At 36.6% G+C, this 12,245-nt stretch carries 11 protein-coding genes; 6 read left to right on the top strand and 5 right to left on the bottom strand.

Going from position 1 to position 12,245, the window contains the following annotated elements; genetic code table 11:
• Window positions 1-95: 95 nt before the first annotated feature.
• Together NBG71_RS04800 and mdtH are read right to left on the bottom strand one after the other, a co-directional pair.
• Window positions 96-650 (bottom strand): lipoprotein, encoded by a 555-nt coding sequence (locus NBG71_RS04800; RefSeq protein ID WP_075671031.1) that lies wholly within the window; start codon window positions 648-650, stop codon window positions 96-98.
• A 42-nt stretch (window positions 651-692) separates the two neighbouring features.
• Window positions 693-1,895: a multidrug efflux MFS transporter MdtH gene (gene mdtH, locus NBG71_RS04795; protein WP_156733479.1), complete on the bottom strand. Its 1,203-nt coding sequence runs from the start codon at window positions 1,893-1,895 to the stop codon at window positions 693-695.
• A 197-nt stretch (window positions 1,896-2,092) separates the two neighbouring features.
• Here mdtH and rimJ point away from each other — a divergent pair, with 197 nt between their 5' ends.
• On the top strand, window positions 2,093-2,674 hold the full coding sequence (gene rimJ, locus NBG71_RS04790) for a ribosomal protein S5-alanine N-acetyltransferase (protein ID WP_075671035.1): 582 nt from the start codon (window positions 2,093-2,095) through the stop codon (window positions 2,672-2,674).
• A 107-nt stretch (window positions 2,675-2,781) separates the two neighbouring features.
• On the opposite strand, the gene NBG71_RS04785 is transcribed toward rimJ, so the two are convergent.
• Window positions 2,782-3,417, bottom strand: a complete 636-nt coding sequence (locus tag NBG71_RS04785) for a GNAT family N-acetyltransferase (RefSeq protein WP_099660347.1) — start codon at window positions 3,415-3,417, stop codon at window positions 2,782-2,784.
• Window positions 3,418-3,521: 104 nt separating this feature from the next.
• On the opposite strand from NBG71_RS04785, the gene NBG71_RS04780 reads away from it, so the two are divergent.
• From NBG71_RS04780 to NBG71_RS04770, 3 genes are all read left to right on the top strand, one after another.
• Entirely contained in the window at window positions 3,522-4,118 is a 597-nt protein-coding gene (locus NBG71_RS04780; protein ID WP_075671039.1) for a TetR/AcrR family transcriptional regulator, read from the top strand.
• A gap of 146 nt (window positions 4,119-4,264) precedes the next feature.
• Window positions 4,265-5,800: a murein biosynthesis integral membrane protein MurJ gene (gene murJ, locus NBG71_RS04775; protein ID WP_075671041.1), complete on the top strand. Its 1,536-nt coding sequence runs from the start codon at window positions 4,265-4,267 to the stop codon at window positions 5,798-5,800.
• A gap of 1,027 nt (window positions 5,801-6,827) precedes the next feature.
• A complete protein-coding gene (locus NBG71_RS04770; RefSeq protein ID WP_075671043.1) occupies window positions 6,828-7,100 on the top strand; it encodes a hypothetical protein in 273 nt (90 codons plus the stop codon).
• A gap of 140 nt (window positions 7,101-7,240) precedes the next feature.
• Here NBG71_RS04770 and argS read toward each other — a convergent pair whose 3' ends face one another.
• The gene (gene argS / locus NBG71_RS04765; protein ID WP_250916585.1) at window positions 7,241-8,971 is read right to left on the bottom strand and encodes an arginine--tRNA ligase; all 1,731 of its coding nucleotides are present in this window, start codon (window positions 8,969-8,971) and stop codon (window positions 7,241-7,243) included.
• A 172-nt stretch (window positions 8,972-9,143) separates the two neighbouring features.
• Here argS and NBG71_RS04760 point away from each other — a divergent pair, with 172 nt between their 5' ends.
• Window positions 9,144-9,698 (top strand): VOC family protein, encoded by a 555-nt coding sequence (locus NBG71_RS04760; protein WP_075671047.1) that lies wholly within the window; start codon window positions 9,144-9,146, stop codon window positions 9,696-9,698.
• 154 nt (window positions 9,699-9,852) lie between these two features.
• Entirely contained in the window at window positions 9,853-10,605 is a 753-nt protein-coding gene (gene cutC / locus NBG71_RS04755) for a copper homeostasis protein CutC (protein WP_099660349.1), read from the top strand.
• A 48-nt stretch (window positions 10,606-10,653) separates the two neighbouring features.
• Here cutC and NBG71_RS04750 read toward each other — a convergent pair whose 3' ends face one another.
• Window positions 10,654-12,228 (bottom strand): ATP-binding cassette domain-containing protein, encoded by a 1,575-nt coding sequence (locus NBG71_RS04750; RefSeq protein WP_075671051.1) that lies wholly within the window; start codon window positions 12,226-12,228, stop codon window positions 10,654-10,656.
• Between the last annotated feature and the right edge of the window lie 17 nt (window positions 12,229-12,245).

Here is a 12,245-nt window from a genome sequence, read left to right as displayed (position 1 = left end):
TGCAAAAGTATTTTATTATTCATAAAAAAGGCAAACCATTAGGTTTGCCTTTCTCATTAATGACGATAAATATTTTTAATCAACTCGCGTAACTATTAGAGTTGGATCACGAATTTACCCGGTTTAACTTCAATTCCTTTAGCTAACTTAAACGCGGCAGCCTCAGCACTATTTTTTTCTGGATTAAGAACATAAACAGGATGAGTATCAAAGTAAGTTGCGATAGTTGTATCTAAATAAGGCTTTAGTGCCACAACTACAGCATCCATTTTTTCTGGAGAGACTTTGTAGTTATCAATAGTCATCGATTTTATGTATATCGCTCCTTTATCAGCTTGATAAAAAGGCTGGCCTGATAATGTTAGCTCAACTTTAGCGCTTGTTTTACCTAAGAATGAGTTAATTTTTAGATCAGTTGTACCAGAAAGGCGAATTTTACCCGGCTCAGTACGACCAATTTGAATAGAAAGATTACTTAATTTAATATCAGCAGATACAACCTCATCTTCACCAATATGTTTCTGAAGATTTATCTTTTGACTGATATAGTCATTGATGAGATTTTCACTCACATCAAATTGCTTGAGCTGTTCACACCCTGTGATTAAGCTTGTTAAAACTAATATACTGGTTAGAAAAATTGCTTTCATAAACGCTCCTTGATCATTGATAACTAAGAGTTTACCTGATCTCTAGGGAGTAAGCATGGCTGTTTCTATTTTTTTACGATTAAATTGGCGATGTAACGCATAAAGTGTTATTAAACCTACAGTTCCTAGTAAGAACCAAGGTAGTTCAGGCATATCAAGTTGATTACCTAAATCATACATCCATCCGCCACCTGTATATCCAATAGCGCCACCAAATGCCAAACCTAAGCGACTAAAACCCATATAACTACCACGAGCGCGAGGATCTGCAAGTGATGCACTTAAGGTTTCGCGTGCAGGCTCTGCTGTAATGGTACCAAGATAAAATAGACCAATAATCAGGAATATACTTTGTAATGAATGGATCATACCAACAGGGAACATGCTGATGCTCATTAAAAATAAGCCAGCCATTAAACGCTGTTCTAATTTGAAACGTTTTTCACTCCAGCGAGCAATAGGATAAAGCAATGTTAAAGAAAGTAGAGCTTCAATGGCATACATCCATTTTACTGCGGTTGGTGTACCAGCAATATCATTGACGATAATAGGAAACATCAACATAACTTGAACAGATAATACAAAATAACCAGTTAGTGTTAAGACATAACTGACAAAGCGCTTATCAAGGCAAACTCGTTTTAACCCTTCTTTTATTGGAGTTCGAGTCGTCGATATACGGTAAGCAGGTAATAACCAAGCATTGAATAAGGCGGCGATAACAAAAACACCAGCGCCAACCCAGCAGACTAAATGAAAATCATACTGTAATAACCAGCTACCAATGAGTGCGCCAATAACGGCACCAGCGCTATCTTGCATTAACAATAAAGAGTAAAAACGGCCACGTTCATAAGGGCGGGTTAATTTTATAACTAGTGCTGTGCGAGGCGGATCAAATAAAGTTCCGCCTAATGCAGATAAAATGCAAGATAACCAAAGTATCCAAGGTTGATCCGCCATTGCCATTAAAGCAAAACCTAAAGCTCGTAATAACATGCCTGTTATTATCATTGGTTTTGCACCAAAACGGTCTGCAATAGCGCCACCAAAAATGCCAAGGCCTTGTTGTACTAATTGTCTAAGCCCTAACGCAAAGCCGACAATAACACCTGCCCAACCTAATTGTTCGACGAAACGAATAGAAATAAGCGGAAAAACGACGAAAAAACCTAAGACAACTAACATATTGTCAACTAGGAGGAAGTATTTACCCAAAGTACGGGCTTGTGTTACCAGCGCCATTACTCACCATCAATAAGCAAATAATTTAAATAAGATAAGGGGGGAATGAAATAATTTATTTCTTCGACTATTCTGTCTCTAAATGTGCATAATTCCTAGTAAATTAAAGATGATATTTTTTTATTAAGGTTAGTGGCAGAATAAGAAGAGTTGCTTCAGAATTAGACTTATTTATATCAAAGGATAATGAAATCGTAATGTTTGGTTATCGTGGCGGAATTCCTAAAATTCGTTTTGAAACACAAAGAATGGTCATTCGTTTAGCATACGAACGAGATGCTGAAAGATTGGCTGATTATTATACATTAAATCGTCGTTTTTTAATTCCGTGGGAGCCCGTAAGAGATAAAACTCATTATATACCCTCTGGTTGGGAACACCGTTTACAATATATGAATGAATTACACCGACAAGAAAGTGCTTTTCATTTTCTGTTATTAACACAAAAAGAAGATGAAATTATTGGTGTCGCTAATTACAGCAATGTTATGCGTGGTGCTTTCAATGCCTGCTTTTTGGGCTATTCCGTCGGTGAAAAATGGCAAGGCCAAGGCTATATGTCTGAAGCTTTAACGGAAACACTTCGTTATATGCAACGACAGCAGGGAATGCATCGTATTATGGCTAATTATATGCCCCATAATTTACGTAGTGGGAACTTATTAGCTAAACATGGTTTTGAACGTGAAGGGTATGCCAAAAACTACCTGCAAATTAATCAAGAGTGGCGAGATCACGTACTGACTGCATTAACAACGCGAACTTATTTTAAACGTTAATATTGGTCATATGGAAGAAAAGCACTGTTTATAATTATATTAAAAACGTTGTTATGTCAGTGCTTTTAGCCTCTTTTTAATGATAATCTTAATATCTAATAAACCATCTAATCCGTTTTTTTCAACATATAGTACCAATGTTGAATATGGAAAATAGACTGTGTTAAGCGTGATGATTCTTCTTTTTCAATATAGAATCCATTCTTTTGATACAAATAAAGCGCACCTTCATGATGAGTATCGACATAAAGTGACAAATACGCTTTTTTCAGAACATCTTTACTATATTGGGTTATCCACTCAAGTATAGCGTAGGCAATGCCTTGTCCTTGATATGATGATAATACGGCAATATGTGCCAAGTAAGCTTCATTTTTATTTGGCGTATAATCAAATAAAGAAAAGAAAATCTTTTGCTTAATATAATGAATAATACCAAAACGCCAATAATTTAATGATAGTGTTTTAATAAATGGATTTGCAATAAAGTCGTTTTCTTTTATTACTAAACAAAATGTTGCGATAATTTTTCCATTATCAGTGACAACAAATTGTTGGCTATTTTTTTTACAGGCTAATGAATTCCAAATAGCTTCTAATTGCTGACGTTGATTAAGATTAGTGCTATCAATATTAAAAGCATTTAATTTAAAACGAAATGCTTGTGCAAATAATCGAATAATTTCAGGAATATCTGAAGGTTCTGCAACACGAAGCTGATAGTGTTCATTAAGTAATTGCATGATATCGTTACTCTGCAATAATAGGGTTAACTTTTTAGACTGTTTGGTCTAGTTATTTGTAGACTAATCAGTCTAATTTATTTTGTCCAGAGATTTTTAATGCTATGAACAAGACTGTTACTGAAAAACAAAAAGCGAAAATGAAGCATATCATTGATGCTGCAATACGTTGCTTTGCTGTAAAAGGTTTTCACTCCACATCAACAGCAGAAATCTGTCATGAAGCGGGTATGAGCCCGGGAAATGTATTTCATTACTTTCCAAATAAAAATTCGATTATTGAAGCGATAGCGTTAGAAGATGCACTGCTATTTGATGATATTTTTTGTCGCTATGAAGCCGAAGAAGAGTGCATTCAAGCAATTATCGATTTAATGAAGGAAATTATAGAGCTCTATAATCATCCAGAATATGCACGTATTAGCATTGAAATTTTTGCTGAAGCTTCACGTAATGCGAGCATTCACGAGATTTTTATTGAAAATGAAAGAAACAACAAACAGCGTTTGATTGCAATGCTGAAAAACGGTATTAAAAAAGGGCAGATAGACTCAACACTTGAGCCGGAAAAAATTGCAACATGGCTGTTAGTTATCGCAGATGGTTCAATGGGAAGAAATATTATTGATCCTGAATTTAATGAAAGAGAGAACCAAACTATGCTGGAAGTGATGTTGAGAAAAATGCTCACAAAGCCATAAATTGCTATTTTTTAATCGCTTTGGTTAGTCGTAGATAAACAGAGTCACAGTATATTCTTAGCTAATTGAAGATTGATTTTTCGATGTGAGAGACGGAGTATAGTCCCTTTCTTTTTATTCCATTCAACACAAATTAGAATGACTTTATGAATTTACTTAAATCACTTGCTGCAGTGAGTTCTATGACCTTATTTTCACGGGTACTAGGATTTATTCGTGATGCAATTATTGCGCGTATTTTTGGCGCAGGTATGGCAACCGATGCCTTTTTTGTTGCTTTTAAATTGCCAAACTTATTACGTCGTATTTTTGCAGAAGGGGCATTTTCTCAAGCATTTGTTCCTATTTTGGCAGAATATAAAAATCAGCAAGGTGAGGAAGCAACGCGTACTTTTATTGCTTATGTTTCGGGTATGCTGACACTTATTTTAGCCGTGGTCACAGTGATTGGTATTATTGCTGCGCCTTGGGTGATTTATGTTACAGCACCGGGTTTTAGTAGTTCACCTGATAAATTTCAATTAACGACTGACCTATTACGGATCACTTTTCCTTATATTTTTCTTATTTCATTAGCTTCATTGACGGGCTCTATTTTAAATACTTGGAATCGGTTTTCAGTACCAGCTTTTGCACCGACGCTCCTCAATGTCAGCATGATCTTTTTTGCTTTAGTGGTTGCCCCTTATTGTAATCCTCCTATTATGGCCTTAGCGTGGGCTGTTGTTGCGGGAGGAATATTACAACTTGGGTATCAATTACCACATTTGAAAAAAATCGGTATGCTTGTTTTACCGCGCATCTCATTTAGAAATAGCGGTGTTTGGCGTGTCATGAAATTAATGGGGCCTGCTATTTTAGGGGTTTCTGTTAGTCAGATATCGTTAATTATCAATACGATATTTGCTTCTTTTTTAGTTTCTGGCTCAGTTTCTTGGATGTATTACGCAGACCGCTTGATGGAGTTACCGACAGGGGTATTAGGGGTTGCATTAGGTACAATCTTACTTCCTTCATTATCTAAGAGCTTTGCCAGTGGTAATACTGAAGAATATAGAAAACTGATGGATTGGGGATTAAGACTGTGCTTTTTATTGGCACTGCCTTGTACTATTGGTTTAGCGGTACTATCAGGGCCCTTAACTGCATCTTTATTCCAGTATGGTAATTTTAATGCTCATGATGCATTAATGACACAACAAGCGCTAATTGCTTACTGTGTTGGACTAATGGGGCTGATTATCATAAAAATCTTAGCACCGGGTTTTTATTCTCGTCAGGATATTAAAACACCCGTAAAAATTGCGATTGCCACATTGATCCTCACACAATTAATGAACCTTGCGTTTATTGGTAGTTTAAAACATGTGGGTCTTGCGCTCTCAATTGGTATTGCAGCTTGTTTCAATGCCTCTATGTTGTTTTGGCAAATCCGTAAGAAAGATATCTATCAGCCTTTAGCCGGTTGGCCTGTGTTTTTATTAAAACTTGTTATTGCGCTTGCTGTAATGGGGGCTGTGCTAGTTGGAATGTTGTGGGTCATGCCAAGTTGGGATATTGGCAGTATGCTAATGCGTATCTTACGTTTGCTATTAGTTGTAGTCGTCGGAGCAGGAAGCTATTTTGTTGCGCTGTATGCATTAGGGTTTAGGCCTCGTCATTTCTCACTACGTGCTTTATAACTGATAACACAAACTCCTCGCTTTTTGTATAAAAGTGAGGAGTTGGAAAATTAACAATGTTTTTATCAAGAGAACTCTCCCCGTCTAGAACCTTTCTCTATTTTTAGACTATTTATAATGCAACATAGATCACACTTCTAGCATTTAGTTACACGATTTCGGCGCCCCTTAGAAAGAAAAAAAAGTAAAAAAGAAGCAAAAATCATTTTTCTTGCTCTTTTTTTTATTAAATTTTTTTTTCAATTTTTAAATGATTTATACAGTATTTAGGCGTTGGAACACACTTTTTAATGTTTATTGATAAGTTTATCTAAACATTAATCATATCGAATATCTTTAGACAATTTGTTTACTAGTAATGAGATTCTACATAAAGTAAAAAAATAGACACTATATTCTAAGCACTTACGGTTTGACGAATTATCTTTTTTTAGATAAACTCTCTTGTGTTGTATAGGTTTAAAAATTGACACATCTGTTAAATATTTCTTACTTAATGATGAGATATTGCAAATATTTCAAAATATTGCAGTATATTTTAAAACATTTGATTTTTTTGATTTAAGACATATTATTATTTCTTTATTCAGGTAGATTAACCGTGACTGTAAAGTTATTTGCTTGTTATCGTTCAGTACTACTGAAAGTGATCATATCTATTTTGTCTGCGCTTCAAATAGGTAACACGATTGCTGGGGATAAGCAGTAAACAATAAGTCGTGTGAATAATGAAATTAATGCTAAATCTATTATTAATAGATAATTAGATTACTGAGAATTCAGTATGGTACACTAATTATTGCTTTCATTTGTCCGCCGTTGTTTTCTGTTTTTCCCTCTCTTTTCTATTCCTTCTCAATGTTTCCTGTTTTTTTCATTAATAGCTCAATAACTCAAATATTTTTCCATTTATTCGTTATACTCAAGTCAGTTACAAGGCATGTTTAGTTTCTAGTTTAATGACTACTAAATAATCGACTAACGATTGTTAGTAAAAATAAAAATAAAAGAGTGTCAAGGAGTTACTATGAAAAAAGCACTTATCCTTTCTGTATCTTTAGCTACATTGTTTCTTGCAGGTTGTACTGCTGATGGAAAAATTAAAACTTCAAGACTAACTCCAGTGAATTGTGTGGGCGTTTTTGATAAAACAAATGAGAAAGTTAGCTTTACAGCTAAAGATGTTGACCAGCGCTTATACAGCCCCGATAAGCCTATTGATAGTGTTGATGGTTGGATTGACAGCAAAGATATTTCAGGATTATTGTGCCAGGATGTTATTACGGCTAACGAAGATTAATTATTCCGCCGTATTGGAAGTTTGATTGAGCAAATTTTTTGTAAGTTATATTGGCTAAATAATTTAGAACTGACAAATAAAAAACCGATGGTGAATTGCCATCGGTTTTTTTATCGCTATTATTTGAAAACAGAGATAAATTACATTCTATCTACGGTTTCAATGCCTAAAGTGTCTAAACCTTGTTTTAAGGTTCTCGCGGTTAAACGAGCCAGTTTTAAACGGCTTTGGCGAGTGTTTTCATCTTCAGCAGATAAGATAGGGCAGTTTTCATAAAAGCCAGAGAAGGCTTGTGCCAGATCATACAGATAAGCACACATAACGTGAGGCGTTCCTTCACGGGAAACTTGCATAATGGTTTCATCAAACTGGACTAAACGTAATGCAAGCTGTTTCTCATGAGATTGTGTTAGCGCGATAGGTTGCGTTAACGCATTTTCATCAATTTCTGCACGTTTGAAGATTGAAGCAACACGAGTATAAGCATATTGCATATAAGGTGCTGTGTTACCTTCAAAACTTAACATCAGATCCCAATCAAATATGTAATCTGTTGTACGGTTTTTTGACAAGTCAGCGTATTTAACAGCGCCGATACCTACAACGCGAGCAACATTATTTAATTCGTCTTGAGCCATATCTGGATTTTTTTCAGCAATTAATGTACGTGCTCTTTCTTGAGCTTCATCAAGTAAATCGGTTAAACGAATAGTGCCACCAGAACGAGTTTTAAACGGACGACCATCTTTACCTAACATCATCCCGAACATATGGTGTTCAAGTGACATTGAATCAGGGATGTAGCCTGCTTTACGAACAATCGTCCAAGCTTGCATTAAGTGCTGGTGCTGACGAGAGTCAATATAATAAAGTACACGATCAGCGTGTAATGTTTCGTGACGGTATTTTGCACAAGCGATATCAGTTGTTGTATATAGGTAGCCACCGTCTTTTTTCTGAACGATAACACCCATAGGTTCGCCTTCCTTGTTTTTATATTCATCAAGGAAAACAACCGTTGCACCTTCACTTTCTACTGCAAGCCCTTTGGCTTTTAAGTCGGCAACAATACCCGGCAACATTGGGTTATAAAGACTTTCACCCATAATGTCATCTTCGGTTAATGTGACGTTAAGGCGTTGATAAGTCACCTGGTTTTGTTGCATGGTGATATCAACTAATTTGCGCCACATTGTACGGCAGTATTCATCACCACTTTGTAATTTCACAACATAATTACGAGCACGCTCTGCGAATACTTCATCTTCATCATAATGTTTTTTCGCTTCACGATAGAATTCTTCGAGATCAGATAATGCCATATCGGCAGCATTTTCATTTTGTTTCTTCTCTAAATACGCAATTAACATACCAAATTGCGTACCCCAATCACCAAGGTGATTAGCACGAACAACATTGTGACCTAGGAAAGATAAAGTACGCGCACTTGCATCACCAATAATGGTTGAACGCAAGTGGCCAACGTGCATCTGTTTTGCAACGTTTGGCGATGAGTAGTCGATAACAATAGTTTGAGGTTCAACTGGTGTTACGTTTAGATGTTCATCTGCCAATGCGTCTTCAGCTTGCTTTGCAACCCATTGTGGGGATAAAAAGATATTGATAAAACCCGGGCCTGCGATTTCAACTTTATCTGCAACATCTGTAATATCGAGCTTTTCCAAGATCTTTTCTGCGAGTTGTCGGGGTGGGATCCCCATTTTTTTTGCAGCTCCCATGACACCATTTGCCTGATAGTCACCAAATTGTACTTTGGCTGACTGACGGACAAGAGGTTCGCTATCAGCGGGTGCGCCAGCAGCACACATTGCCACACTGATTTTTTCTGAAAGAAAAGCCTGAATATTCACCGGGTTACCTTAAATTATTGAGAAAATAAAACCTGACGACAGAAGTCTGACAGGTTTCTTATAAAGAATTAGGATTAACCTTGAATTTATAACATATTCCGGCTAGAACATGCTACCATCTCGGCCTTATCTTTAAGGTTTTTTCTCTGCTTTTTCATTAAGGTTATTCAAAATGGTGTTATTTTCTTCAATTCCTCAATTAAATGATTTAACTCACGAGCTTTCTTTGTTTGAAGAGAATATGACATTATTTGCCGATACTCTGGGTATAGATTTATCACTTTACCTCACGGATCATGTATCGTTACGTTGTCACGATTTAACATTAGCAGAGCAGTGGCGAACAGGGTTAAGTCAGTGTGGAAAGTGTATTTCTGATAATGTGATTAATGGGCGACCAATATATCTATTTCAATTAGAAACACCATTAACTATTTTAAATCAATTTGTTTCAATCGTTGAGTTGCCTTTTCCCACAAATAAAAAATATGAATACCAAGGTTGGGAGCATATTGAGCAAGTGATCTCTGTTGAACCCGATGATTTAGTGAATAAAGTTATGTCGTTTTTACCTCAAAAGTTACCTGAGAGTGTTAGCTTGAAAATCAGTGAACCTAAAGGTGAGAAAGAACGTCTACCTAATCCAACAGTGGCTATTTCTAATGGAAAAGTCACAGTGAAGTATCATCCTTATTCGTTACTTGAAATCGTAGAAAGTGAGTGTTGAGCGACACTTTCAGAAAATAGTTTGCTTGTGTCAGCACAAAATTCTGATAGCGGAATTGAATGAATAACGAGATTCGACAACTATTGTTAGTAATCGCTAAGAAATGATATTTATTTTCTGATTACTTTCTTTATTAAGGATGGAGAGGGATGATATGGCTACGTTGGAGATTTGTTGTTTTGGCGCTGAATGTGCGTTGGTAGCAGAACGAGCAGGTGCAGACAGAATAGAACTGTGCACGAGTCCAGCAGAAGGTGGTATTACGCCAAGCTTTGGAATGCTACGACAAGTCAGAGATCTGGTTCGTATTCCCGTTCATCCTATTGTTCGCCCTCGTGGTGGCGACTTTTGTTATACACAAGCTGATTTTTCAGCAATGAAAAATGATATTAGCTTGATCCGTGATATGGGATTTTCAGGGGCAGTTGTTGGCCTTCTAAATGAAGAAGGGCATATTGATTTACCTAAAATGGAAATTTTAATGGAGCTTGCAGGCCCATTAGCCATTACTTTTCATCGCGCTTTTGATATGTGTATTAATCCATTGTTAGCGCTAGAACAACTGACTCAGCTAGGTGTTTCTCGTATTCTAACATCAGGACAGCAGGCAAACGCGGAATTAGGTTTGCCGTTATTACGAACGTTAAATGAAAAAACACAAGGCCCTATAATTATGGCGGGGGCTGGTGTAAGACTCAGTAATATCCAAAAATTCCTAGATGTGGGATTAAAAGAAATACACAGTTCAGCAGGAAAAGTGGCACCTTCAACTATGATTTACCGTAAAGCTGGTGTAACAATGAGCTCTGATAGTGAAGTAGATGAATTTACGCATTACTGTGTGGATGAAGATACGGTTGAAGCGATGAAGGATATTATGAGTATTCATGCACCATTAGCATCTTAATTAGCACAAATTAAAGATTTTAGAACTGCGCCTTTATGGCGCAGTTTTTTACATAATCTCGTCTAATAACAACGTATGTGTAATACCACAGCGTTCCACAAAAGCTTCATCATGCGAAATCAGTAATAATGTGCCCTGATATTCAACGAGTAAATTTTCCAATAGTTGTTTGGACTCGATATCAAGGTGATTATCTGGTTCATCAAGTAATAATACCGCAGGTGGTTTTGGACTATGTGTTAAAGCCAATAACGTTGCTTTTAATTGCTCGCCACCACTAAGTTTTCCAAGCGGTAGTAAAGATTTATCACCTCTAATTCTCAACATCCCAAGGCGTGTTCGCCATTGTTCGATAGAAATGGCGGGCTGATATTGGTGTAGTGCTTGTGCAACAGGCAATGTTTTATCAAGTAAAGCAAGGTGTTGATCGAGGTAGCAATAGTCTTTGTTTAGACGAAACTCACCAGAAAGAGGTATAATTTGTTTGATCAAACATTTTAATAATGTTGATTTCCCACACCCATTCTTACCTTTAATATGCCAATGTTCATTACCATAAGCTGAAAATGAAACAGGGTGCGGATAACCATATGGAAGTTGAAGATTATCAACAAATACATTTAAACGGTGACCATCACTTTGATAATTCAACACTATTTTTTGTTGATGAACATGTGATTTTTCGTCATCGATACCTTGTTTTTGAGATTGCATATCATCAATTACGCGTTGATAACGCTTTGCAACCGCTGATTGTCTCTGTTCAGCCCGATTTGTCTGCATATCCAATAAAAGTAAGCATTGAGAGCCACTTTGCCTAATTGATTCGCCTTGTCGTTTCCGTTGTGCTGCTTTTTGTAATGTGGCTTGTTGTTGGCGTTTTTCATTTTTAATTTGGCTGTTTAGTCGTTCACTTGCGGCTTCCAACGAGGCTATTTCTGCACTTTTTTGTGTCTCATATAAAGTATAATTTCCCCCATATTCAGATAAACCTTTCTCACTTAATTCAAGAATAGTGTCCGCATATGAGAGCAAGTTTCGACTGTGGCTAACAATAAGAGAGCCAGCTTTGTGCTGAGCTAACTGTTTTATTAGCCATTGTTGTCCTTGATAATCAAGGTGGTTATCTGGCTCATCTAAGAGTAGAAAACTCTGCTCGCATAAAAAAGCGCGACAAAGTGCTAAACGTGTTTGCTCTCCACCACTTAGATGTGCAATAGGGGTATCTAATGCGACTGGGAGTTGTGCTGAATCTAATAAATTCTGCCACGTAACAGGAAGTTGCCATTTGCCATCAAGTAACTCAATATCTTCTAATGTAGCAATCCCCGAATCAACACGTTGGAATGCTTGGTAAACTTCATGAATATCTAACGCTTGAGCAAGTGTATCGCCTTGTAATCGGGTTAACTGATCAACGTGAACAAAAGGCATATTCCAATTAACTTGACCTGATGTCGGTAATATTTTTTGTGCTAATAATCTTAATAGTACAGATTTTCCTTTACCGTTATGACCAATTAATCCATTTTGCTGACAAGCCAATGAGCGAGTTAATGGTGGAAAAAGAGTTTGTTGATTAAATTCGATAGTAATTTGTGAGAAGTGACAGGCTATTGTCATAGAAATACCTCCTAAAC

The sequence above is a fragment of the Proteus sp. FZP2095 genome (assembly GCF_023701425.1).
Lineage (GTDB): Bacteria > Pseudomonadota > Gammaproteobacteria > Enterobacterales > Enterobacteriaceae > Proteus > Proteus cibarius.
Note: the sequence above shows the minus strand (reverse complement) of the source record. Positions and strands in the feature narration are given on the sequence as shown.

Bases quoted from the DNA above. Each gene is read 5' to 3' on its own strand.
- NBG71_RS04800 (WP_075671031.1), bottom strand. From the start codon at position 650: ATGAAAGCAATTTTTCTAACCAGTATATTAGTTTTAACAAGCTTAATC.
- mdtH (WP_156733479.1), bottom strand. From the start codon at position 1,895: ATGGCGCTGGTAACACAAGCCCGTACTTTGGGTAAATACTTCCTCCTA.
- rimJ (WP_075671035.1), top strand. From the start codon at position 2,093: ATGTTTGGTTATCGTGGCGGAATTCCTAAAATTCGTTTTGAAACACAA.
- NBG71_RS04785 (WP_099660347.1), bottom strand. From the start codon at position 3,417: ATGCAATTACTTAATGAACACTATCAGCTTCGTGTTGCAGAACCTTCA.
- NBG71_RS04780 (WP_075671039.1), top strand. From the start codon at position 3,522: ATGAACAAGACTGTTACTGAAAAACAAAAAGCGAAAATGAAGCATATC.
- murJ (WP_075671041.1), top strand. From the start codon at position 4,265: ATGAATTTACTTAAATCACTTGCTGCAGTGAGTTCTATGACCTTATTT.
- NBG71_RS04770 (WP_075671043.1), top strand. From the start codon at position 6,828: ATGAAAAAAGCACTTATCCTTTCTGTATCTTTAGCTACATTGTTTCTT.
- NBG71_RS04760 (WP_075671047.1), top strand. From the start codon at position 9,144: ATGGTGTTATTTTCTTCAATTCCTCAATTAAATGATTTAACTCACGAG.
- cutC (WP_099660349.1), top strand. From the start codon at position 9,853: ATGGCTACGTTGGAGATTTGTTGTTTTGGCGCTGAATGTGCGTTGGTA.
- NBG71_RS04750 (WP_075671051.1), bottom strand. From the start codon at position 12,228: ATGACAATAGCCTGTCACTTCTCACAAATTACTATCGAATTTAATCAA.